20 protein-coding genes are annotated in these 23,494 nt (G+C 47.7%); 12 read left to right on the top strand and 8 right to left on the bottom strand.

Translation table 11 applies throughout. From position 1 onward, the window contains the following. The first annotated feature begins 182 nt into the window (after positions 1-182). Positions 183-1,049, top strand: a complete 867-nt coding sequence (locus EYC62_04180; protein TAH35619.1) for an alpha/beta hydrolase — start codon at positions 183-185, stop codon at positions 1,047-1,049. A 2-nt stretch (positions 1,050-1,051) separates the two neighbouring features. On the opposite strand, the gene EYC62_04175 is transcribed toward EYC62_04180, so the two are convergent. Together EYC62_04175 and EYC62_04170 are read right to left on the bottom strand one after the other, a co-directional pair. Further along, on the bottom strand, positions 1,052-2,050 hold the full coding sequence (locus EYC62_04175; GenBank protein TAH35618.1) for a polyprenyl synthetase family protein: 999 nt from the start codon (positions 2,048-2,050) through the stop codon (positions 1,052-1,054). Then, positions 2,051-2,404, bottom strand: coding sequence for a tRNA-binding protein (locus EYC62_04170; GenBank protein ID TAH35617.1), 354 nt, complete (start codon positions 2,402-2,404; stop codon positions 2,051-2,053). Between the two features lie 43 nt (positions 2,405-2,447). On the opposite strand from EYC62_04170, the gene EYC62_04165 reads away from it, so the two are divergent. The 3 genes from EYC62_04165 to EYC62_04155 all read left to right on the top strand — a co-directional run bounded on the left by EYC62_04165 (position 2,448) and on the right by EYC62_04155 (position 6,493). Next, on the top strand, positions 2,448-3,275 hold the full coding sequence (locus EYC62_04165) for a methyltransferase domain-containing protein (GenBank protein TAH35616.1): 828 nt from the start codon (positions 2,448-2,450) through the stop codon (positions 3,273-3,275). 201 nt (positions 3,276-3,476) lie between these two features. Beyond that, complete coding sequence (locus EYC62_04160) at positions 3,477-4,394, top strand: glycine--tRNA ligase subunit alpha (GenBank protein ID TAH35615.1); 918 nt, start codon at positions 3,477-3,479, stop codon at positions 4,392-4,394. Between the two features lie 2 nt (positions 4,395-4,396). After that, positions 4,397-6,493, top strand: a complete 2,097-nt coding sequence (locus EYC62_04155) for a glycine--tRNA ligase subunit beta (protein TAH35614.1) — start codon at positions 4,397-4,399, stop codon at positions 6,491-6,493. Between the two features lies 1 nt (position 6,494). On the opposite strand, the gene EYC62_04150 is transcribed toward EYC62_04155, so the two are convergent. Further along, on the bottom strand, positions 6,495-7,184 hold the full coding sequence (locus tag EYC62_04150) for a hypothetical protein (protein TAH35613.1): 690 nt from the start codon (positions 7,182-7,184) through the stop codon (positions 6,495-6,497). 619 nt (positions 7,185-7,803) lie between these two features. Between EYC62_04150 and EYC62_04145 the strand changes: the two genes are divergently transcribed. Then, positions 7,804-10,683 (top strand): pyruvate, phosphate dikinase, encoded by a 2,880-nt coding sequence (locus EYC62_04145; GenBank protein ID TAH35612.1) that lies wholly within the window; start codon positions 7,804-7,806, stop codon positions 10,681-10,683. A 2-nt stretch (positions 10,684-10,685) separates the two neighbouring features. On the opposite strand, the gene EYC62_04140 is transcribed toward EYC62_04145, so the two are convergent. Then, on the bottom strand, positions 10,686-11,591 hold the full coding sequence (locus tag EYC62_04140; GenBank protein ID TAH35611.1) for a folate-binding protein: 906 nt from the start codon (positions 11,589-11,591) through the stop codon (positions 10,686-10,688). Positions 11,592-11,639: 48 nt separating this feature from the next. Continuing rightward, the gene (locus EYC62_04135) at positions 11,640-12,797 is read right to left on the bottom strand and encodes a hypothetical protein (protein TAH35610.1); all 1,158 of its coding nucleotides are present in this window, start codon (positions 12,795-12,797) and stop codon (positions 11,640-11,642) included. A gap of 107 nt (positions 12,798-12,904) precedes the next feature. On the opposite strand from EYC62_04135, the gene EYC62_04130 reads away from it, so the two are divergent. From EYC62_04130 to EYC62_04100, 7 genes are all read left to right on the top strand, one after another. Next, positions 12,905-13,888 carry a glycosyltransferase family 9 protein gene (locus EYC62_04130; GenBank protein TAH35640.1) on the top strand — a complete coding sequence of 328 codons (984 nt, stop codon included), beginning with the start codon at positions 12,905-12,907 and terminating at the stop codon, positions 13,886-13,888. Next, positions 13,885-14,667, top strand: coding sequence for a glycosyltransferase family 2 protein (locus tag EYC62_04125; protein ID TAH35609.1), 783 nt, complete (start codon positions 13,885-13,887; stop codon positions 14,665-14,667). Before EYC62_04130 ends, EYC62_04125 begins: the two co-directional genes overlap by 4 nt. Next, the gene (locus tag EYC62_04120) at positions 14,642-15,682 is read left to right on the top strand and encodes a glycosyltransferase family 1 protein (GenBank protein TAH35608.1); all 1,041 of its coding nucleotides are present in this window, start codon (positions 14,642-14,644) and stop codon (positions 15,680-15,682) included. The genes EYC62_04125 and EYC62_04120 overlap by 26 nt, the downstream gene beginning before the upstream one ends. A 225-nt stretch (positions 15,683-15,907) precedes the next feature. After that, positions 15,908-16,981, top strand: coding sequence for a glycosyltransferase (locus EYC62_04115; protein ID TAH35607.1), 1,074 nt, complete (start codon positions 15,908-15,910; stop codon positions 16,979-16,981). Positions 16,982-17,032: 51 nt separating this feature from the next. Further along, on the top strand, positions 17,033-18,361 hold the full coding sequence (locus EYC62_04110; GenBank protein TAH35606.1) for a dihydroorotase: 1,329 nt from the start codon (positions 17,033-17,035) through the stop codon (positions 18,359-18,361). Positions 18,362-18,454: 93 nt separating this feature from the next. After that, positions 18,455-18,775, top strand: a complete 321-nt coding sequence (locus tag EYC62_04105) for a hypothetical protein (protein TAH35605.1) — start codon at positions 18,455-18,457, stop codon at positions 18,773-18,775. Between the two features lie 12 nt (positions 18,776-18,787). Continuing rightward, positions 18,788-19,273 carry a hypothetical protein gene (locus EYC62_04100; protein TAH35604.1) on the top strand — a complete coding sequence of 162 codons (486 nt, stop codon included), beginning with the start codon at positions 18,788-18,790 and terminating at the stop codon, positions 19,271-19,273. Here EYC62_04100 and uvrB read toward each other — a convergent pair. From uvrB to EYC62_04085, 3 genes are all read right to left on the bottom strand, one after another. Further along, positions 19,270-21,384, bottom strand: coding sequence for an excinuclease ABC subunit UvrB (gene uvrB, locus EYC62_04095; protein ID TAH35639.1), 2,115 nt, complete (start codon positions 21,382-21,384; stop codon positions 19,270-19,272). The two genes, EYC62_04100 and uvrB, sit on opposite strands and share 4 nt — an antisense overlap. Positions 21,385-21,427: 43 nt before the next feature. Beyond that, positions 21,428-22,606 carry a hypothetical protein gene (locus EYC62_04090; GenBank protein ID TAH35603.1) on the bottom strand — a complete coding sequence of 393 codons (1,179 nt, stop codon included), beginning with the start codon at positions 22,604-22,606 and terminating at the stop codon, positions 21,428-21,430. Then, positions 22,603-23,494, bottom strand: an 892-nt coding sequence (locus EYC62_04085; protein TAH35602.1) for a hypothetical protein, incomplete at its 5' end; no start/stop codon positions are given. The genes EYC62_04090 and EYC62_04085, both read right to left, overlap by 4 nt.

Here is a 23,494-nt window from a genome sequence, read left to right as displayed (position 1 = left end):
AAATATTTATCATCGTGCCGCTCAGCCTGATTTTGTAAGGCGGCCTTTCGGCCTTTGGGCTGAGCTACACTCCGATACCTATGTCCTGATAAAAGGCTGCATGGTTATACAATCAAATTTGAGAGCAATCAACTGTCTCGCAAACCACTGGAAATTTGCGGTTTTTATTCTAAATTGAAGCTATGAAAAGAAAATGGGATGCCAGAGAAATATCGAAACAGCTCTTATGGCTGTTGATTTTAACCTATTTGGGCGTGGTTGGATCGCTTTATCTTCTGCAAAATTATATGATTTTCCGCAATTATGGCGGCCCACCGGATTTGGCGGCAACCGCTTTGCCCCGGCTGAAGGAAATTCATATTCCGGTTTTTTTATGCGATCAACTTAAACCGGATTGCAAGCCATCGGAACTATTGTCTTGGTATACGCCGCCAATAAGGCCGGGCATGCCAACCATTCTATATTTTCATGGCAATGGCGGAAACATTGCCAAGCGTCCGCGCATAGCCGGGCAGTTTTTAGAACAAGGCTGGGGCCTGTTTATGCTGGAATATCGCGGTTATGGCGGCAATCCCGGAAAGCCGACGCCAGACGGATTGGTAGTCGATGCAAAAGTGGCATATAAATATTTGCGCCGCGAATTGGGGCCGAATGCGCCGATTCATATTTACGGCGAATCTATTGGCGGGGCTGTCGCTATTCAAATGATGGATCAAAATCCGGATATAAAAATTGACAGTTTGGTTTTGTACGCGCCATTTACCAGATTAGGCGATGTGGTGAAGTATTTATATCCATGGTTGCCGGTAGATTTAATTTTAAAATATGATTTTAATAATATTGACCGTATTAAAAATATTCATACGCCGCTTTATATCATGCACGGAGAAATAGATAATTTCGTTCCAGTACAGATGGGCCGTAAGTTGTTTGATGCGGCAAATAATCCAAAGCAAATTTGGATCGATCCGGATTCCAACCATTATTCTTTGTGGCGTCAGGGCGGCGTGAAAAAGGCTATTGAATTTTATAGCAAACAGGCGCGATGAAATTATCGCTGGGCCGCATAATCGGCTAAATCCAGCATCGCGGATTTAACCGGCGATTCCGGAAATGTTTTTAAGGCATCCTGTGCAATGCGAGCATAATGCCGAGCGCTGGCCAAGGACTTGGATAAAGCATCATGTTTATCCAATATTTTTAAAGCCGTTTTAAAATCGTCCGCAGTAAAATCTTGCTGTTCGATACAACGTTTCCAGAATTGTTTTTCATTTTCATCGGATTTTGCAAAAGACAAAATCAGCGGCAAAGTAACTTTGCCATCCCGGAAATCGTCGCCGGCTTCTTTGCCTGGCAGGCCCGTGAAATCATAGACGTCGTCGGAAATTTGAAATGCCAGCCCCAGGTTCAATCCGTAATTATATAGGGCCTCTTGTTCAGCCGCCGGTCGGCTGGCAATTACCGCGCCGATTTCACATGCGGCCGCAAATAAGGCAGCTGTTTTCGCGCTGATAACCCGCAGATAATCGGCTTCGGTTGTGGCAAGATTATTTGCGGTCAGTAATTGATGCACTTCGCCTTCGGCAATAATCGCCGCCGCGTTGGACAGAATTCTCAATACTTCGATCGAATTCGCGCCGACCATCAGTTGAAATGACCGGCTGAACAAAAAATCGCCGACCAAAACGCTGGATTTGTTGCCCCATACGGCGTTTGCCGTATCGCGGCCGCGGCGTTTTTTGCTGTCATCCACTACATCGTCATGCAGCAATGTGGCGGTGTGAATGAATTCAACGGCCGCAGCCAATGTAATATGATTTTGGCCTTTATATTGGCATAATTTCGCCGATGCGAGGGTCAACATCGGCCGCAAACGTTTCCCGCCGGCAGCGATCAAATGCGCCGCCATTTGCGGGATCAATGACACTTCGCTTTGCATCCGCGCGATAATTTCGGTATTCACCGATTGCAAGTCCGTTGTCAAATATTGTTGCAGCCGTTCGATAACGGATGGCGGGATTGGTTGTTTCAGGGCGGGTGCGGCGGTCATTTAAAATAACTTCATGCCATTGGGAACGGGAACAGTCGGCCTTATAACGACGACATCGCTATTTTCATCGGCAAAACCCAATACTAAAACTTGAGATTCAAAACCGGCGATCTTTTTCGGCGGAAAATTCACGACGCCGCATACTTGTTTGCCAATCAAGGATTCGGCGCTGTAATGTTTGGTAATCTGCGCCGAACTTTGTTTAACGCCAATTTGCGGCCCAAAATCTATTTTTAAGCAATAAGCAGGCTTGCGCGCGCCTTCGAGCGGGGATGCCTCTATAACCGTGCCGACGCGGATATCGACTTTTTCAAAATCGGGATAGGCAATTTGGGGGAAAGTCTTATTTTCCATGGCATTCGCATAGCACAGCTGGCCTTGCGGTTAAAGGCGGAAAATGGGTATAAAAGAGGCAGGAATCCCTATGAATTTGAAAACCAACCCTTTTGTGAACTTGGTGCGCGCCCTTAGCGTCGATACGATACTGGATGGCAGCGTTAAAATAACCCAACCTGCCGCCGGATACCGGGTTGCGATCGACCCGATTCTTTTGGCTGCGGCCGTGACTTTGCAAAATGGCATGAGGATATTGGATGTGGGATGCGGGGTCGGTACGGCCGGATTTTGCGTTTTGGCGCGCGCGCGCAAAAATAATGTTATGCCGGAAGGCCTGGTTGGCATCGATAGTCAAAAATTATTGGTGGAGTTGGCGGAAGAAAATAAAATCCTTAACAAGTTCGATTTGCCGATTCAGTTTATTCACGCCGATATCGCTGCGCAAAATGAATTGCTGCAAATGCAAAGTTTCGATCATATTTTGACCAATCCGCCATATTTATCCGCTGCATCCGCCGATCCATCGCCCGATCCGATCAAGGCGGCGGCGAATGTGGAAAGCAGCGCCGATTTAAAAACATGGATGGAATTTTGCGCCAGGCATTTAAATCCAAAAGGCACGTTGACCATGATTCACCGCGCCGACCGGCTGGCGGAAATTTTGGCTCTTATCCCATCGCCAGAATGGACAACCGACATTGTTCCGCTTTGGCCAAAACAAGGCATGGCCGCAAAGCGCGTCATTATACGGGCCGCGCGCGGACAAAGCGGGAAAACCCGCTTATTGCCAGGCTTGGTGTTGCATGCGGAAGACGGATCTTATACGCCTATAGCACAGGATATTATTCGTGCTGGCGGCAGCCTTGATTTTAAGGCCGGGGGCGAATAAAGTCCGGCCATGGGCACGTTTTTGCGATATATTCTTTTGGGCGTTCTGATTTATGTGGGTTGGCGAATGTTATTTCCGGCATCCAAACCCACCAGAAATCAGCCTAAGAAGCCGATTTCCACCGATTTACAATATTGCGATAAATGCAAGGCTTATGTAAGCTTGCCGCATACATGCAATGCCCAGCAGGATTGATTGAAAATGCAAAAACCGGAATGTTTCCAGGATATTATTTTAGCGCTGCAAAATTATTGGTCGGCGCAAGGTTGCGCCATTTTGCAACCCTATGACATGGAAATGGGCGCTGGCACTTTTCATCCCGCAACCGCTTTGCGCGCGCTTGGCCCGAAGCCATGGTTTGCGGCGTATGTGCAACCATCGCGCCGCCCGTCGGATGGACGGTATGGCGAAAACCCGAACCGGTTGCAACATTACTATCAATATCAAGTGATCATGAAACCATCGCCGGAAAATGTGCAGGATCTATATTTGGGATCGCTCGCGGCGCTGGGTTTCGATTTGAAAAATCATGACATCCGTTTTGTCGAAGACGATTGGGAAAGCCCGACATTGGGCGCTTCCGGCCTTGGCTGGGAAGTGTGGTGCGATGGGATGGAAGTCACCCAGTTCACTTATTTTCAACAAGTCGGCGGGATCGAATGCAATCCCGTTTCGGCGGAATTGACTTATGGTTTGGAACGCCTAGCCATGTATGTGCTGGGATATGAAAATGTGTACGATTTGCCGTTCAATCATCCAAAATCGCCGGTACCGTTGAAATATGGCGATGTGTTTTTACAGGCAGAGAAAGAATTTTCCGCGCATAATTTCGTGCATGCCGATACCGAAATGCTGTTCGAACATTTTCAGGCTGCGGAATTGGAATGCACTAATTTATTGGCGGCCGGTCTTGCGCTGCCAGCCTATGATCAATGTATCAAGGCGTCGCACCGTTTCAATTTGCTCGATGCGCGCGGGGTGATTTCAGTCGCTGAACGCGCTGCTTATATTGGCCGGGTGCGGGAACTGGCCAAAAAATGCTGCGAAGCCTGGGTAAAAACTCAAAATCCGGCGGACGAGGCGAATGCGAAACCTGAAAAACGCCGCGCGGTAGGATAATCATGGCCGAATTTTTATTAGAATTATTTTCCGAAGAAATCCCAGCGCGGATGCAAGCGAAAGCTGGCGAGGATTTACAGGCATTTTTTACCGCGCAACTGGCTGCCAACGATTTGACTGTGAAATCCATCGTCCATCATACAACGCCACGTCGTTTGACTTTGGTTGCGGATGGATTGCCGGCGTCACGCCCGGAAAAATCCGAAGAACGCAAGGGCCCGCGCGTTGGATCGCCGGATCAAGCAATTCAAGGTTTTCTGAAATCGACTGGATTGAAAAAAATCGAAGACGCGGAAGTGCGTAAAACCGACAAAGGCGATTTTTATTTTTGCCAGATGAAACAGCCTGCTATGCCGGTCGCCGATATTTTGCCTGGTATTGTACAAAAACTAGTTGCGGAATTTGATTGGCCGAAATCCATGCGCTGGGGCGGATCGCAAAAAACCTGGGTGCGCCCATTACGTTCGGTTTGTGCGGTGTTGGACGACAAGTCATTAGTGGGATCGGTAGATTTCACCAATGGCGTGCAAGTTACATTTGGATCGAATACGCTGGGCCACCGCTTTATGAGTGATGGCAAACCGTTCGCGGTGAAAAACTTTGCCGATTATCAGAAAAAATTGGAATCCGCTTGTGTTGTTCTAAGCCGCGAAGCACGGAAAGAGAAAATTAAAGCAGGTTTAGAGGCTGCCGCGAAGAAACTGAGCCTAACGGTGCGCGACGATATCGGTCTTTTAGAAGAAGTCGTTGGTCTTGTGGAATGGCCGGTGGTTCTGGTGGGCACAATTGATGCTGAATTTATGAGTGTGCCGGATCGGGTGCTGATCACATCCATGCGCCAACATCAAAAATATTTCTCGCTGTTGAACAAGGACGGCACGTTGGCCAATAAATTTGCGTTCGTGGCGAATATTGACGCGAAAGATGGCGGAAAAACCATTATCGCCGGCAATGAGCGCGTATTGCGCGCGCGCTTGTCGGATGCCAAATTTTTCTGGGATCAGGACCGCAAAACACGTTTGGAAGATCGTTTGCCAAAATTAAAAGATATCGTGTTCCACGCGAAATTGGGCACGATTGGTCAAAAAGCAACCCGCTTGTCCAATATTACCAGGGCTCTGGCGGATAAAACCGGCGCAAATCCCGTCGAAGCATTGGACGCAGCCTTATTGTGCAAAGCCGATTTAGTGACCGGCATGGTCGGCGAGTTTCCAGAATTGCAAGGATATATGGGCGGCGAATATTTGAAGGCCGAAGGCGAAAGTACTGCCATTGCCGATGCCATCGCCAACCATTACCGCCCGCTGGGTCCGGCCGATGAAATTCCAAAACAGCCTTTGTCCATCGCGTTGGCGCTCGCCGATAAAATCGATACGCTGGTTGGATTTTTCATGGTTGGCGAAAAACCGACCGGATCGAAAGATCCATTTGCGCTGCGCCGTGCATGCCTTGGCATTATCCGTATTATTTTGGAAAATAATGTTTCTTTAAACTTGCGTCCATTGATTGGCCTCGTATATCAAAATTATGCCGAACAATTGGAAGATATTAAATTGGGCGAAGAAAAATTATGCGATGAAGTCATCGAATTCTTTGATGATCGTCTGAAAGTCTATTTGAAAGACAAAGACATTCGTCACGATGTGGTGGCATCGGTATTGTCGCTGGACGGAGAAAGCGATTTACGTAAAACCGTACAGCGCGCCGAAGCGGTGCAGAAATATTTATCCGCAACCGAAGGCCAGCAACTGCTTGCTGCCTATCGCCGCGCCGCCAATATCGTCAAGGCCGAAGCCGCCAAGGACAAACGCGATTATGGCGCCGCCGCCGACAGCCGGTTATTGCAACAACCTGCGGAAATCAAAGTATTCGAGATTTTACAGAAAAATTATGCCCCAGCCGAACGTTTGATCGAACAAGGCAAATTTGGCGAGGCGATTCAGACCTTGTCGCAACTGCGTGCGCCGCTGGATGAATTTTTCGACAATGTAAAGGTGAATGCGGAAGATCCTGAAATCCGCGACAATCGCTTGCGCCTGTTAAATCAAATCCGCGCAACTATCGACACGATTGCCGATTTTTCCAAAATCGAAGGCTGATTTACCTTACATATTCGCGATTTAGATTCCGCCTTGTTTGTTCATCCATTAATGCGCCACGATCTTGAATTGGTTTTGGCGTATAATTAGGCAGCTCCGTTTGAAATGTAGCCTCATTACCTGTTGCCGGTTGAGTTGCGACAGGCGCCAATTGCGACCAATCGGCATTATTTATTCTTTCCGCTAATTTTGCGGGCAGAGGCTTTTTGGCGGCTTCAAGATCAATAATGCTGGGTTGAACCCGACATGGTCCTGGCGTACTCCAAAACTGATATGGTGCTGCTTCATTTCCTGTTGGCGGTTGCTGTGTTGTTGCGGAAGTTGAAATAAAATGAAATGAAGTCGGCGGAGTATAGTCATCTTCCGGTATACATTCAGATGGTGTGGGTTCAGAGCCATCTACCTCAAATATGCTCGTTGGTTTAAAAGGCGCAGGTACTCTAAACCCTGCTTGTAGATCGGTTGCCCGTCTAATGGTTACTGGAGGTTCTGAGGGATTTGGATAATTGTTAACTGGTACTGATACTATTTCTAACGCGTCTCTTTTGTTTCTGCCCATATGCGCAATATAGTATATTGCTGCGCTATAAAATAAAGTTTTCGTCATTTCTAAAACTCTATTGGTAAAAAATCCCATGCCGAGTGAAATCGCCGCCGTACTTAACAAGGTCTTGATGAGAAGGCGTGTCATCTTATCCCCGCACCCGTGAAACTGCGGCAGGGGAACGATCCTGGCCAGCATGGCGAGTGCCTGTGGAACGCGGCGCCCGGCAATAAGGCAAAGAATATCTATCGAATGGTCTGGGTAAAGTAATTGATCTTAGCGTTGGCGGATTGATAGAATTTTCTACATGGGGATTGAACCGTAATTTATAGGTCAAGAATCCGCATGAAGCGGCGGCGCCGAGCACTGGAAAAATAAACCCCAGTGTGGGTCCCGCGGCAAGAGATGTGATGGTTGCAAAACTAAAACCCAATATTGCCGTATATGAAACTAACCATAATGCGCATAAAATCCTGGCCGGAAGCCCAAGTATATTGGGCTGATTCCAGATAATTCTTAATTTCTGCCACGAGGACGGTTCGTTTTGTGATCCTAAATGTTCTATCATTTATATTGTACCCTTAGTCACAAAGATCGAGTCTATACAAGAACTGGACCTTCGGCAACTACTTTGCGCCACGGAAAATATTGGTTTTGCAATGATTTATTATGTTTATGGCCGGGGGTAAGGGCGACATTATCCTTGCTACCGGCCATGCGGAATTATTAGAATGGCTTGCATAATTCCTAACACCGGCAGGTTCTCATGGCTTCTTTCCGCGCTTCCGCCAACAGTAACAAAAATAAAATCTGGGTTTTCGGTTTTGACCGGAAAATAAAATCTTTACCGGCCGCAAATGACGCGGCGCGCGTCGAATTGCTGGGCGGGAAAAGCGCGCATTTGATGGAAATGTGCAAATTGGGTTTACCCGTGCCGCCAGGTTTTACCATTTCCACCGAAACTTGCTGTTATTTTTACGATAATAATAAATCCTATCCGAAAAATTTGGTCGATCAGGTTTCGATGGCTTTATCCGCGGTTGAAAAAGCGACCGGGAAAAAATTTGGCGATAATGCCAATCCATTGCTGGTTTCGGTGCGTTCCGGCGCGCGCGTATCCATGCCTGGCATGATGGATACGGTATTGAATCTGGGATTGAACGATCGCACCGTATTCGGTCTTGTGAAACAATCGCATGATGAACGTTTTGCCTATGATTGTTATCGCCGCTTTATTCAAATGTACAGCAATGTGGTGCTGCATATCGATCATCACGAGTTTGAACAAGTGCTAGATCATCATAAATTATCGGCCAATGTGGCGCGCGATACGGATTTGACCGCGCCGCAAATGAAAGCGATTGTGGCGGATTACAAGGCCTTGGTAAAACGCCGCGCGGGGCGGGAATTTCCGCAAGATATCGCCGAACAATTATGGGGCGCGATTGGCGCGGTGTTTGAATCCTGGCAAAATGCGCGCGCTAAAACATACCGTAAAATCCACCATATTCCCGAAGAATGGGGCACGGCGGTGACGGTGCAATCGATGGTGTTTGGCAATTTGGGCGACGATTGCGCCACTGGCGTTTGTTTCACCCGCAATCCATCGACCGGCGAGAATCTTTTATACGGCGAATATTTGATCAATGCGCAAGGCGAGGATGTGGTTGCCGGAATTCGCACGCCGCAACCCATTAGACAAGAAAAAGATCATGCTTGCAGCCATGGCAAAAGCCCAAAAAATGCGCAGCCTATGATGACGCGCGGTCTTTCCATGCAAGAAGCGATGCCGGCCATTTATAAAGAATTGCAGCGCGTTCGCACTTTGCTGGAAAAACATTACGGCGACATGCAGGATATTGAATTCACCATCGAACGCGATCAGCTATATTTGCTGCAAACACGGTCTGGAAAGCGCACCGCAGCTGCGGCGATTCGTATTGCAGCGGAAATGGTGTCGGAAAAAATTATCAGCAAGGAAGAAGCGATTTTGCGTATCGATGCGCAATCGGTGGATCAATTGCTGCATCCGCGCCTTGATCCCAACGCGCAGAAAAATGTTTTGGGCAAGGGATTGCCGGCTTCGCCCGGCGCGGCATCCGGCATTCTAAGCTTTTCCGCGGATGAAGCCGAAGATCTGACCCATAAGGGCAAAAATGTCATTTTGGCGCGGATTGAAACCAGCCCCGAGGATATTCACGGCATGCACGCCGCCAAGGGTATTGTCACCACGCGCGGCGGGATGACTAGCCACGCGGCGGTGGTTGCCCGCGGTATGGGACGGCCTTGCGTTGTTGGCGCCAGCCAGATCAAAATCGATTATCACAACGGTACCTTAACCGCATCGAATCAAACCTTGCGCGCTGGCGATTTCGTCACCATCGATGGCACCACTGGTGAAATTATCGCCGGTTCCGTGCCGATGTTGCAGCCGGAAATGACCAAGGAATTTGCCACCATTATGCGCTGGGTGGATGATACGCGCCGGTTGAATGTGCGCGCCAACGCCGATACGCCGCAGGATGCCAAGATTGCGCGAGGGTTTGGCGCGGAAGGCATTGGTTTATGCCGCACCGAACACATGTTTTTCGAAGGAACCCGTATCGCCGCGATGCGCGAAATGATTTTATCGAAAACCAAAGAAGAACGGCAAAAGGCGCTGGCCAAATTGCTGCCGATGCAGCGCGCCGATTTTGTTGGAATTTTCCGCGAAATGGCCGGATTGCCGGTGACGATTCGTTTGTTGGATCCGCCATTGCATGAATTCTTGCCGCATGGCGAAAAGGAAATTGCCGAGGTTTCCGCGGCATCGGGTGTCGATGAAGATGCGCTGCGCGACCGGGTGCATCAATTGAAAGAAATCAATCCGATGCTGGGCTTGCGCGGATGCCGTTTGGCGATCGTCTATCCTGAAATTTACGCGATGCAAGTGCGTGCCATTATCGAAGCGGCATTGGAAACCAAGCAAAAATCCGGCAAGCCGCCGATTGCGGAAATTATGATTCCGCTGGTGGCTACCGAACAAGAATTTTCCATTATTCAGAGATTGATTAAAACCACCGCCGAGCAGGTGTTTAGCGAAAAATCAGCCAAAGTGCCTTATACGATTGGATCGATGATTGAATTGCCGCGCGCGGCCTTGCGTGCCGGCGATCTCGCAAATGCTGGATGCGAATTCTTCAGTTTCGGCACCAATGATCTGACCCAAACCGCGATTGGATTGTCGCGTGACGATTCCGGCAGTTTCCTGCCGGAATATCAGCGGTATAATATTTTTCCGCGCGATCCATTCGTAACCATAGATCAGATCGGCGTTGGCGAATTGGTTGAAATCGCGGTGGAACGCGGCCGCGCAACCGGTAAAGACTTGAAAATCGGCATTTGCGGCGAACATGGCGGCGATCCGAATTCAATCCAGTTTTTTGAAAAATCCGGTTTGAACTATATTTCCTGCTCGCCTTACCGGATTCCAGTGGCACGCTTGGCGGCCGCGCAAGCAACCTTAAGAAATAAAGCAAAAAAATCAGCTGCCAAAAAAGCGCCTAAGATTGCCAATGGTAAAAAAGTAATTCGTTTGACGACTGCCGGCCGGAAGAAACAGAAATCGAAATCATCCGCCAAATCGGCAAAACGCCGGGCGGCATAAAGTTACATTTCTTCGGATTCTTGTTCTGGCAATCGCATCCAGTGCGGAATGTATGGCCGTAATACGATGTTGCCGGTATAAAATTCATGCGGCTGCATCACATGTTCCAACCGTAACAACGCCAGTACTAGCGATGGATCGCCATCTTTGCCCTGTATGGCGGAACGGGTTTCGCCGGCGTCAATTTTCATGCCATCGGGCAGGCGCAATTCTATCTTGGTGCCAAACTCCGGAACATTTACACCGGTTGTAACTTCGCATGGCAACAGGCGTTTACGCACCAAGCCGCGATATTTAGTGCGCGCTGTCAATTCCTGGCCGACATAACAGCCTTTTTGCCAATCGATCGCGTTCAATTCTTGAAATCCGTTTTCCAGAATAATCGCCCGGTCAATTTCCATATCGCGGCTGCCATCCGGCAATCCCAATTTGGCGCGGACGTAATCATATTCATAAAAATCGCTGCTGGTGGGCAGTTTATTTTTCGGCAGAATCATTCGCCAGCCAATGTCCGCCAATCTTGGATCGCGGTAAAGAATCCCATTCTCATAACTTACAGTTTCGCCATTATGTTGCGGCAAATCGGATTTTCCGTCCATAACTGCCATAATGGCAAAATCATCGGCGCGGTTCTTAATATCCACTTGCGCGCGCAATTTATACATGGTCAGGCGTTTGACCAAATCCGCCGCGCGCGCGGATTCACAATCTATTAAATACTCGCCATCCCGGCTGGAAATAAATAAATCATGCAGGAACTTCCCTTGCGCCGATAAAAACGCCGCATAAATGGATTTATCGCCGCTGACTTGTTCGATATCGTTGCTGATCAAACCTTGCAGGAATGATTTTGCATCGACTCCGGATACGGAAATAATTTGGCGGTTGGGAAGGAGGATAGGAGACATATTGACCTATAATAACAATAGAATTGCCAAGTATAATGTCAATGGAAACTAGCGAATTTTCATATTTGGCGCGATTCCCAACCTATATACCAAGTCATCCGCAACTGAAACTGGGCCACTAGGAATTGCAGAATGTTTTTTAGATTTGACCGGGTCCCGATGGGGATCATACAGCATGCAATTTTTGGTAAATAACTTCCAGGGTATAAAATGAACTTCACCATTCATATAACGCAATACAGCGACATCCCCGGCATCTCGTATATGCTGACTTCCATCTGCAGAATGATATATAAAAGGGCGGCGTATTCTTACAGCCTGAAATAAGGCTGCGCCGGTAATTTGGTCTGTATTTTCAGCATCAATTGTGAATCCTTGTTTTAATTGATCTTTGGGTACTATATGATATTTCGTTCCATCCGCCGATGGCAAACACCATAATTCCATATCACGATATGAACGCGTGGGAGTACCGGCAAGATCTTCGCTGGCTTCTAATTCTTGTATGTAATGTTTGGCTTGAATAGGGCTTGCGCGCCAGATCGTGGTGCTATTTTTGCGGCGGTATAAAGCGGGTGGCGGGTTATCCGGGGACGATTCAAAAATTCGATCATCGATAACAACCATGGATTTGCGATCAAACTCTGTCCATACGGAAGAATGCTCTGATAAATCTTCTGTTGGGATGGGACCTAAATCGGATTTTCTGTTTCTTAGGGCGGGCCTTCCATATTGATCGCAATTAAATGAAAGGTATTTTTCATCAAATTCGGATGGTTTTAAAACTCTTATATCTCTTGTGCCAGTTTGGCATAAGAAACATCCATCATTGTTCTGCTGCTGATTGGCATAAGGTACAATAATAGTCATAGGACTGAATACGAAAACAGCGCGTACTAATCCGCGAACGCAATGTTCATCTTTACTATTGGTGGTAATTTCGCTGTATAATTTTGGCACCATAGGACCAGGCACAAATTCATGAAATACCCATTCGCCCTTGTCCTTGCGCAATATGATGACATCGCCTGGTTTGGCGGTTGTCTTTTTTAAGGTATTATTACCGGTGATTAAATCGCGCTCTATCTGAGGAAAAGCATCCCCGGGTTTTGCCATGGTGACGCGGAAAACCTCGCGAGTGACAAAGTACTCGGCATCTGCCAATAAATCGGTCGCCAATTTTTTGGGACTATTATTACTATTCATTTTCACCCTCGGCCGGAATATAACCAATATCTTTTTCAGACACAAGATTAAAAAATAGCGAAAAACAAGCTTTTATGGTTAATTAGGGGCGCATAATGGACAAAATAATCATGAAATTGCTTTTTATTACCTCAACCCGGATTGGCGATGCGGTTTTATCGACCGGTTTACTGAACCATATAATTGCTCAGAACCCGGGAATTCAGGTGACGATTGCGTGCGGCGCGCCAGCGGCGGGAATTTTCAAAACCGTTCCCAATCTTGAAAAAATTATCGTCGTGGAGAAAAAACCTTACGCCGGTCATTGGATAGATCTTTGGCGGCAAACCGTCGGCACGCGTTGGGATTATGTGATCGATCTGCGCCGTTCCGCCTTGTCATATTTCTTGCGTGCCAACAAACGGATCATTAACAAAAAAACTGATCCGAATTTGCATCGTGTGCAGGATATGGGAAATTTGATTGGCATCAATCCGCCGCCGGTGCCGAAACTGTGGATTGGCGACGAAAATATACAAAAGGCAAAGACGCTGATTTCGGGCCTTGGCGAAAAACCATTGCTGTGTATTGCGCCCACGGCGAATTGGGGCGGAAAAATGTGGCCGGCAGATCGTTTTGCGGAACTGGCAAAACGACTGACCGGTCAGAATGGAATTTTTCCAGGCGCGAATATTGCAATTTTTGGCGCCGCGCATGAAAGGCCTCAGGCACAACCTATGTTGGATAGTTTAGCCGGCTGGCCGGTGTTAGATTTGATTGGCAAGCCGGATTTGCTTACCTGCGCCGCAATTTTTCAAAAATCTTCTTTATATATCGGCAATGATTCCGGATTAATGCATATTGCGGCGGCGAGCGGCGCCAATGTAATCGGCTTATTTGGGCCAAGTCCGGTTCATAATTATGGGCCATGGCCGTCGGGCAAAGGTAAAGTTGCTTTTGCGCAAACCGAAGAAACATATGAAGAATTAGTCTACAGCCCGACATTTGATTCCAGCAAACAAGATTCGTTGATGACCAGTTTGTCGGTGGATGTGGTCGAAGGTTCGGCGCGGCAATTATGGCAACGTATCCAAGCAAAGGCCGCTGCATGAGTATCAGCGCGCTTGTTGTTGTGCATAACGAGGAAAAACAATTGGCGGATTGCTTGGCCACATTAAAATTTGCCGATGAAATTGTAGTAGTACTGGATAAATGCACGGACGGATCGAAATCCATCGCCCAAAAACATAACGCCAAACTTGTCGAGGGTAGTTGGGACATCGAAGGCGAGCGGCGCAATACCGGCATTCAAGCTTGCAGCGGCGATTGGATTTTTGAAATCGATGCGGATGAACGCGCATCATCTGAATTAGGCATAGAGATGAAAAATGCGGCCGGGTCCGGCGCGGCGGATTATTATTTTATCCCGGTAGATAATTACATTGGCGCGCGTTTGGTACGGCATGGTTGGGGCGGATCGTTTGGAAAGCCGGCTTATGGCGGGTTATTCCGCAGAAATGCAAAAATTTGGGGCCAGGAACGCGTACACCCATCCCTAACTTGGAATGGCAGAAAAGGCCATCTGTTGCAAAACCGATTGATACATTATGTCGATAAAGATTTGTCCGATACGATTCGCCGTCTTGATCGTTACGCCGCGTTACGGGCGCTGGATTGGCAAGACAAACTGAACCGCGGCGAATCGGTTGGAAATTTAGCTACGCAAATCCGCCGGTTTTTTTCCCGTTTCTTCAAATGTTATGTGCTGCGTGGCGGCTGGCGCGAAGGCGGTTATGGCGTGGTAATTGCCGCGTGCGCAGGGCTATTCCCCTTATTATCTTATTTAAAATTATACGAGAAAAATAATGGCGCATTTTTTGTTTGCCGATGAATCGATTGTCTTCGATGGGCAAAGTATCGAGCGAGGGCCATTGGGCGGTGCGGAATCGGCTTTCATTTCGATGTGCGAGGCGTTGGCAAAACGCGGTCACAAAATCAGTGTACGCAATAAATGCCTGGCGCCGTTGGATCACAATGGTGTTTCGTGGCGGCCGCTTGGCGCGCCGTGGCCGCAAGATGCGGATGTGTATGTTGCCAATCGCGGCTGGCAATTGATCGATTTAATGCCGGATATAAAACGCCGTATATTCTGGATTCATAATCCGGCTAATTATCTTTTGAAATTCCGCTATTTCCATCGTATCGCCCGGTATCGGCCCAGCATCGTATTTTCCGGCCAGCATCATGCCGATACATATCCGCCCTTTGCTCCGCCTTGGCTTAAGCCGAATTCTCGAATTATTATTCCATACGGCATATCAAAAGATTTTTTAGGCGCAACAGAGCGCATCAACGCTCCGTCACCAAAAGTAATTTTTACATCGAATCCTCTGCGTTCACTCGATTGGTTACTGCAAATTTGGCAAAACTATATTCATCCGGCTTTGCCACAGGCGGAGTTGCATATTTTTTCCGGCGCTTCTACGTATAAAGCGCAAGGAACAAAATTGGGCGATAAAATGGAAGCGGTATTGAATGCGGCTCGCGCTATGCAAAACAAGGGGGTCATTTTGCGCGATCCCATAGCAAAGCCACAATTGCGCGAAGAATTGTATTCATCCCGCGCGTTGTTATATCGCGGCGATGTGGGTGAAACTTTCTGCCTGGCGGTTGGCGAAGCGCAAGCGATGGGTGTCCCCGCGATCGTGCAACCGGTCGGCTGTGTTGCCGAACGTGTGGTGGATGGGCAGACCGGATATGTGGCGCATAGTGACGAGGAATTCGCAGGGCGCGCCATTCGTATTTTGCAAGATGATACTCATTGGATGGAATTGCACCGGAATGCAATCCGTCTTCAACAAGCCTGGACCTGGGATCGGGCCGCCGCCGCATTTGAAGCCATATAGGGCAAATAATGTATCAGGAGAGTGATACGATAAAATCGCTGAAATAATGATTTGTTTCCTATATAAAACATTGATATTAAATAATTTTTTATAAAATTACCTAAAATACATCCTTTTTTAGTCTGGATTTTTATTTCCTTTTCCGCTATCATCCGGACAGATAATAAGACATTAAACTTAATATTCGGGTTAACCGATAGAGCAGGGTGGAGTTTAAAGAAGGGTATGCGTGTACTACAAGTCATAGCTGGTGCCGAACACGGAGGGGCCGAATTATTTTTCGGTGAACTGATCCTCGCGATAAAAAACTACCAAAAAGCCCCGATTTCGATTGTTCAAAAAGCGGTAATGCGCCCTTATTTATCACGCCTGGAATTATTGGAAAAAGGCGGGGTCGATGTGACCGCCTTGCAATTTGGCGGATGGCTGGATTGGCGCAGCCGTTTCGTGATGCGCGAAGAAATTAAAAATTTCCGTCCGCACATTGTGCAAACCTGGATGAACCGTGCGACTAAATTTACTCCGCTGCCAACCATGCGCCAACCTTTTGTGCATATTGGCTGGCTGGGCGGATATCACGATATGAAATATTACCAAACTTGCGACCACGTTGTTGCATTGACCAATGATATGAAGCGTCATGCCTTGGACGCTGGTTGGTCTAGCGATCGAGTACATGTGATTCCGCCTTTTGCGATGTTAAAACCGACCGCGCCGATTACCCGGGCGCAATTCGATACGCCAGAAGACGCCAAAGTTATTTTATCGACCGCACGGCTGCATATTCGCAAGGCGCAAGATATTTTGTTGCAAGCGATGGTGGATGTTCCGGACGCATATTTATGGATCGCCGGAGAGGGCGATTTGCGCAAACCATTAACTCAGTTGGCGGAAGATCTGAAGTTGGCCGATCGGGTGCGGTTTCTGGGCTGGCGTACCGATCATCAGGCTTTGCTGCGCGAGGCGGATTTATTTGTTTTGCCATCGCGTTATGAACCATTTGGCATTGTTATTCTGGAGGCCTGGTCGCAAGGATGTCCGGTAGTGGCCGCCGCCTCGCAAGGGCCAAAAAGCATTGTTACCCATGACCAAGATGGATTGCTGGTATCGATCGACAATGTCGGCGAACTTGCCGATGCGATGCGCAATATTTTAACCGATGATGTGTTGCGTAAACGGCTGGCGCAAAATGCGCAACGTACCTATCATTCCACCTATAGCCAAGAATCCGTAGTACGTCGTTATTTCGATTTATACGAACAAGTGGCCATGATGGGCTCTTATGCTAAGGCAGCTTAGATTTTTTATTTGCCCCTTCTTTTTTAAGTCAGAATCCTCTACATATATCTTATGAATTCTTTTGACCTTTTAATCAAAGGCGGAACGGTGGTTTTACCGGACCGCGTGGTACAGGCCGATATTGGCATTACAGGCGAGAAAATTGCCGCGGTGGACAATTTATCTTCGGCCAAAGCGGTTAAGATTTTAGAAGCAAAAAATTTACATGTATTGCCCGGCGTGATTGACACGCAAGTGCATTTCCGTGAACCTGGCCTGACACATAAAGAAGATTTATCGACAGGAACCAAATCAGCGATCTTGGGCGGCGTGACCGGCATATTTGAAATGCCAAATACCGTGCCATTGACCTTGACGCGCGAACTGCACCAGGAAAAAATAAAGGCAGGGGAGGGGCGCACCTATTGCGACTATGCTTTTTTTATTGGCGGTTCCAAGGAAAACGTAGGCCAGTTGAACGAATTGGAAAATTTGCCCGGCTGTCCCGGTGTAAAGATATTTATGGGATCGTCGACAGGGTCGTTACTGGTTGAAGATGATGAAGTTCTAACCTCGATTTTGAAAAACGGCAAAAAGCGCGTTGCCGTGCATGCAGAAGACGAACCGCGGTTGCGTGAGCGCAAGCAAATCGCGATTGATGGCGCGCATCCGCGCTTTCATCCCATTTGGCGCGATGAAGAAACCGCATTGAAGGCCACCACAAGATTGTTGAACGCGTCGCGTGCCGCCGGGAATCGCCCGGTGCATGTATTGCATGTAACCACTGCGCAGGAAATGGAACTGCTGGGTAAGAATCGCGATATCGCAACAGTCGAAGTCACCCCGCAACATTTAACGCTGGCTGCGCCAGAATGTTATGATCGGCTTGGAACCTATGCGCAGATGAACCCGCCGATTCGCGATCAAAAACACCAAGATGCGTTATGGAAGGCGTTGCAAAATGGAATTGTCGATATGATCGGCAGCGATCATGCACCGCATACGCATGAAGAAAAACAACATCATTATCCGCAATCCCATTCCGGCATGCCGGGTGTGCAAACATTATTGCCGCTGATGTTGAATCATGTCGCGGCTGGGAAATTGTCTTTGCAAAAATTGGTGGATTTGACGTCGCACAATCCGGCGCGCATTTGGAATATTCAAAATAAGGGAAAAATTGAAACCGGATTTGATGCGGATTTAGTGCTGGTCGATTTAAACCGCGTGGAGAAAATCGATCATAAGAACATGGCGTATAAATGCGGTTGGACCCCTTTTGATGGAATGAAAGTCACGGGATGGCCGGTGGCCACGATCTTGCGTGGGCAAATTGCGGTTAAAGAAGGCCAGATTCTTACCCCGCCACGGGGACAACATATATCTTTTAATAACAATTAGTTATGTTATTATTTCAGAGTATCGGCCCTATTGACGAGCGCCGTTGTTTCTGTTATAGAAATAGCTGAAAAATTCAAAAAGCGAGGCTTAGACATGGAAACCAATATCACTCAGACCAATTCCCTGCCGCAAGGCAAACTTTATCAGCAATGGCGCGATGGCCGCTCGATCATTTTGGTTTCTGCCATGGCTTGTGTGTTCATGCTCGGCGGTATTATGACCAATTTGGTATTGATGGGCAAACCCATGTATGGCTATGCGGTTGCTTTGGGCACGTTCTTCGCGGTGCTTGGCTTATATGTGTTCGACGCGCAAGCGGTTGGAATGCGTCCGGTTGCATCCAAAACCAGCGAACAATCCTTGGAAATTCCAGCAAGCGCCAACGATTCCAAACAAAATCGCAAAGCGGCTTAAAGACAAAGCGACATGGGGAATAGGAAATATTTTCATTATTTCTATTCCCCGACCGCTGCCCGGCAGTCCGGTGTTTGCCTGGTTTATCATCGTTATAGCCGCACTTATTTCCAATATACGCATTGCCAAGTTGGTTCAGAACCCGAAAATGGTTTTGACGATAATTATTTGGTTTTCGAAGCGCCAGATACGGAACTGATATATCTAAAATATAAGCGGGATCAAATTAGCAGTTATGCCAAAGGATATGATTTGGCCGTTGCCGAAGTAAAAGCCGGCCGATATTTTTCAATTGTAAAAAATCATCATGGTCCAGTTGTTGGCACGCTGTGCCAGGAAAAAGAAAGCAGGCCTTTTATTCCGCCTTCAAAAGCGCCGGTGCTGCCAATTGGCCATCGTTGCGCCAATAAGGTCAGGCCATTTTTGATACAATTGGCAGCCGCGTCAGATGATGAGACCAAAGCAAGTCTATTGTGTTTGGCAAGAAGACATCGTTAGCGTTTTGCCCGGCGTTTTGAATTTACCGGTGCCGAACCCTGTTGAATGGAAATTCCGCTTGGAATTTCTAACGCTTGAGTATCAAGGCGTTTCAACTGGTCTCGCAATCTTGCGGCTTCCTCGAATTCCAAATTCTCTGCGGCGAGAAGCATGCGTTGATGCAATTCTTCGCGGTATTTACCCAAATCTTTTCCAACCAGATGCGGCGTCTGATCATCGCCAAGATCGATATCGACGTGATCGGCTTTGTCATAAACACTTAACAATACATTGCTGATATTTTTACGGACCGATTCCGGCGTGATGCCGTTTTCCTTGTTATATATTAATTGTTTTTCGCGGCGGCGAGAAGTTTCATCCAGCGCTTCGCGCATCGACTTGGTAACTACGTCGGCATATAGAACGGCCTTGCCGTCAATATTCCGCGCGGCGCGGCCAATAGTTTGGATTAACGACGTGCGGGATCGTAAATAACCTTCTTTGTCGGCATCTAAAATTGCGACCAGACCGCATTCTGGAATATCCAATCCTTCGCGCAACAAATTGATTCCAACCAACACATCAAATGTCCCAAGGCGCAAATCGCGCAGGATTTCGATGCGTTCCAGCGTTTCAATATCGCTGTGCATATAGCGCACTTTTAATCCGGCTTCGGTCAGATACTCGGTCAGACTTTCCGCCATCTTTTTGGTCAAGGTCGTAACCAACGCACGTTGCGACCTCAAAGCAACCGCTTTGCATTCGGCAATTAGATCGTCGATTTGATATTTGGTTGGGCGAATTTCGCATGGGGGGTCGACCAATCCCGTTGGCCGCACAACTTGTTCAATAAATGCGCCGCCAGTTTTGGCAAGTTCGTTAGGCCCAGGTGTTGCGGAAACGTAAATGGTTTGCGATCGCATCGCATCCCATTCTTCGAATTTCAATGGCCTGTTATCCATCGCCGATGGCAGGCGGAATCCATAATCCGCCAGGGTTCTTTTACGCGCAAAATCGCCTTTATACATCGCGGATAATTGCGGCATGGTCACATGCGATTCATCGACGATAACCAAAGAGTCTTTTGGCAGATATTCAAATAAAGTAGGGGGAGCCTCGCCAGCTTTGCGTCCTGATAAATAACGCGAATAATTTTCAATGCCGGCGCAAGTACCTACCGTTTCCAGCATCTCAAGATCGAAAGTGGTGCGTTGTTCTAGACGCTGGGCTTCCAGTAATTTATTTTCGGCGTTCAATTCCGACAAACGTTTCTTTAAGTCAATTTTGATTTGTTCAATAGCTTGCAATAATGTTGGACGCGGCGTGACATAGTGCGAATTGGCAAATACATAAATTTCTTCCAGTTTGCCCATTTTTTCTCCGGTCAGCGGATCGAATTCGAAAATTCCTTCAATTTCATCCCCGAAAAATGATAATCGCCAAGCGCGGTCTTCATAGTGAGCCGGAAATAATTCCACATTGTCGCCGCGCACGCGGAATGTGCCGCGGGAAAAGTCAATATCGTTGCGTTTATACTGTAATTCCACAAACCGTTTTAACAACGCATTGCGTTCGATTTTCTGTCCGGTTTTAACCGGGATAATCATGTTGCTGTATGTTTCCAGCGATCCAATGCCATAAATACAGGATACCGATGCGACAATAATCACATCGCGCCGTTCCAACAGGCTGCGGGTTGCGGAATGGCGCATCCTGTCGATTTGTTCGTTAATCGTGGCTTCTTTTTCAATATAAGTATCGGAACGCGGTACATAGGCTTCGGGTTGATAGTAATCGTAATAAGAAACAAAATACTCAACCGCGTTATTCGGGAAAAATTCCTTCATCTCGCCATACAACTGCGCGGCCAATGTTTTATTGGGAGCAAGAATAATCGCGGGACGTTTATGTTGGGCGATAACATGGGCGATTGTAAAAGTCTTGCCAGATCCTGTAACGCCCAGCAACACTTGGTCGCGCTCACCTTGTTCAATTCCTTTTAACAAAGCCTGAATTGCCGCCGGTTGATCTCCAGCCGGTTTAAAATCGGATGTCAGCGTAAATTCCGCAGGCTTAATTGCCAAGGCAGTTTGGGCGTATCCGGCCAAAGGATATAAATCGACTTTGTTCATCCTATCGATATGGAATGACATTTATAATAAATCAAGAGAAACTTTATTGAAATAATTTCAATAGATTTTTGGGCACTTGATTGGCTTGGGCAAGCATGGAAATTCCAGCCTGGATTAACACTTGTTTGCTGGTAAAGGAAGACATTTCGGATGCGACGTCCAAGTCCAGATAGGCAGATCTGGCTAATTCAAGATTTTCTGTGGTGCTTGCATTATTTTGTTGGGATGATTCCATCCTGTTCTGCGCCGCGGCGACTTCTGACCGCGCCTTGGCTATAAGGTCTATGGCAACTTTGGCTGCTAAGGCAGCATTGTTGGCATCGTTGGCTGTATTGATCCTGGCTTGGGATAGGCCTAGATTTGCCGCGCTAATTCCAAAAATATTGGTAGTGATAGAGTTGTTGGTAGATCCGGTGGAAACTTTGAAACTTTGCGCCAACATTCCAGCCGACGTGTTGTTGAAAGCTTCGTCAAGCGCTACAAAAACCCCGCCATCATCTGCTCCCTGAAGTATGGTAAAAGATCCCGCAACGACCCCGGTGGGCAAGCCGGTTATGTTATCAGCTTCATATATAACTGCTGTCGTATTTTGAGATACAATGCCAGCCGCTATTGCGGTATGGTAATCCACATAATAAGTTTTACCTGTTACGTTGGAAACAAAGTTGTATGTGCCGTTATTCCCAGCCATGACCCAATCTCCAGGACTGCCTATACCGGTAATTCCATATATTGTGAAGTCAGCAATATAGTCCGTGTAAGTGGTGGGCATGTAAGAAGGGTCATAAGACAAGGTAACTGTGGAATTCACGATTTGCTGGTTATTGAAAGTAGTGCTGGCAGCCATGCGGTTGATTTCTGATTTAATGGCCTGGAACTCTGTATCGAGCATACCGCGTTCGGTGTTGGACAGATTGGAAGAAGCCGCCTGCGTGGCGAGAGATCGCATGCGGATAACCATGTCGGTGGCGCGGGCATAAGCGCCTTCTGCGATTTGCAGCATAGCAATGCCTTGGGTGGCATTGTTGGACACGGTTTTTAGGGCAGAAAGTTCGGCTTTGAGGCGGGAGCCGATGGCAAGAGCGGCGGCGTCATCTCTGGCAGATTGGACGCGGGAGCCGGAAGATAGTTTTGACAATGAGGCAGTCATCGCCCGATCAGATTGATTGAGCGCTCGGAGAGCGATATTGGAGGCTTGATTGGATTTAATGGAAAGGCTCATCGGCCGCCTCCCGCATCAAATAAGCGCAACAAATTTTTAGGCACTTGATTGGCTTGAGTAAGCATGGCTATGCCAGCCTGAACCAATATTTGTTTACTGGTAAAGACAGACATTTCCGCCGCAACATCGAGATCCATATACGAGGAACGGGCAAGTTCCAGATTCTCGGCGGTAGTGGCATTGTTTTGTTGGGATGCCTCCATCCGGTTTTGCGCGGCGGCGACTTCTGCACGGCCTTTGGCAATCATATCGATCGCAATCCGTGCCGCAGTGGCGGCGGCTTCGGCATTGGCGATACTGGTGATATTGGCAGAGGATAATCCGAGATTTGCGGCAGAAACCCCGAATAGGCTGGCAGAAATAATGGAATTGGAGGCGCCCGTGCTAACGCGATAGGATTGTGATGAATAAGAAGCGGAAGTAACCCGGAAAACATAGTTTGTGCTGCCGGTATCGATCAGATTCAGATCCGCTCCAGCGTTGAACGTAATGCTTCCGGCCGGCACCCGAAGGGAAGTGCCGCCGCCAGGTTGAAGAATTAATTCATTGACTGCAAAGGTAGCACGGCTAGTAAAAGTCAGGTTTCCAGAGTTAAAATATGGGCTGCCACTGACAACAATTTCATAATTTTTATTGTTGGTTGGATCGGTGAAATATATCGAACCATCCAGATAATTTGTTACATACCAATCAAAGTTGGCATTGGCATCTGTGTTGTAAATCGTAAAGTCGGAAATCATGCCAGCGGTTAAACTGACCCAATCCGTGTCCCACGCGTAATTGAACGATGAATTCACGATTTGCTGGTTATTGAAAGTAGTGCTGGCAGCCATGCGGTTGATTTCTGATTTAATGGCCTGGAACTCTGTATCGAGCATACCGCGTTCG

The sequence above is a fragment of the Alphaproteobacteria bacterium genome, from assembly GCA_004295055.1.
Taxonomy (GTDB): Bacteria; Pseudomonadota; Alphaproteobacteria; order SHNJ01; family SHNJ01; genus SHNJ01.
This window is presented reverse-complemented; position numbering and strand designations above follow the sequence as displayed.

Excerpts from the sequence above, each read along its gene's own strand:
- EYC62_04180 (TAH35619.1), top strand. The coding sequence starts at position 183 with ATGAAAAGAAAATGGGATGCCAGAGAAATATCGAAACAGCTCTTATGG.
- EYC62_04175 (TAH35618.1), bottom strand. The coding sequence starts at position 2,050 with ATGACCGCCGCACCCGCCCTGAAACAACCAATCCCGCCATCCGTTATC.
- EYC62_04170 (TAH35617.1), bottom strand. The coding sequence starts at position 2,404 with ATGGAAAATAAGACTTTCCCCCAAATTGCCTATCCCGATTTTGAAAAA.
- EYC62_04165 (TAH35616.1), top strand. The coding sequence starts at position 2,448 with ATGGGTATAAAAGAGGCAGGAATCCCTATGAATTTGAAAACCAACCCT.
- EYC62_04160 (TAH35615.1), top strand. The coding sequence starts at position 3,477 with ATGCAAAAACCGGAATGTTTCCAGGATATTATTTTAGCGCTGCAAAAT.
- EYC62_04155 (TAH35614.1), top strand. The coding sequence starts at position 4,397 with ATGGCCGAATTTTTATTAGAATTATTTTCCGAAGAAATCCCAGCGCGG.
- EYC62_04150 (TAH35613.1), bottom strand. The coding sequence starts at position 7,184 with ATGACACGCCTTCTCATCAAGACCTTGTTAAGTACGGCGGCGATTTCA.
- EYC62_04145 (TAH35612.1), top strand. The coding sequence starts at position 7,804 with ATGGCTTCTTTCCGCGCTTCCGCCAACAGTAACAAAAATAAAATCTGG.
- EYC62_04140 (TAH35611.1), bottom strand. The coding sequence starts at position 11,591 with ATGTCTCCTATCCTCCTTCCCAACCGCCAAATTATTTCCGTATCCGGA.
- EYC62_04135 (TAH35610.1), bottom strand. The coding sequence starts at position 12,797 with ATGAATAGTAATAATAGTCCCAAAAAATTGGCGACCGATTTATTGGCA.
- EYC62_04125 (TAH35609.1), top strand. The coding sequence starts at position 13,885 with ATGAGTATCAGCGCGCTTGTTGTTGTGCATAACGAGGAAAAACAATTG.
- EYC62_04120 (TAH35608.1), top strand. The coding sequence starts at position 14,642 with ATGGCGCATTTTTTGTTTGCCGATGAATCGATTGTCTTCGATGGGCAA.
- EYC62_04115 (TAH35607.1), top strand. The coding sequence starts at position 15,908 with ATGCGTGTACTACAAGTCATAGCTGGTGCCGAACACGGAGGGGCCGAA.
- EYC62_04110 (TAH35606.1), top strand. The coding sequence starts at position 17,033 with ATGAATTCTTTTGACCTTTTAATCAAAGGCGGAACGGTGGTTTTACCG.
- EYC62_04105 (TAH35605.1), top strand. The coding sequence starts at position 18,455 with ATGGAAACCAATATCACTCAGACCAATTCCCTGCCGCAAGGCAAACTT.
- EYC62_04100 (TAH35604.1), top strand. The coding sequence starts at position 18,788 with ATGGGGAATAGGAAATATTTTCATTATTTCTATTCCCCGACCGCTGCC.
- uvrB (TAH35639.1), bottom strand. The coding sequence starts at position 21,384 with ATGAACAAAGTCGATTTATATCCTTTGGCCGGATACGCCCAAACTGCC.
- EYC62_04090 (TAH35603.1), bottom strand. The coding sequence starts at position 22,606 with ATGAGCCTTTCCATTAAATCCAATCAAGCCTCCAATATCGCTCTCCGA.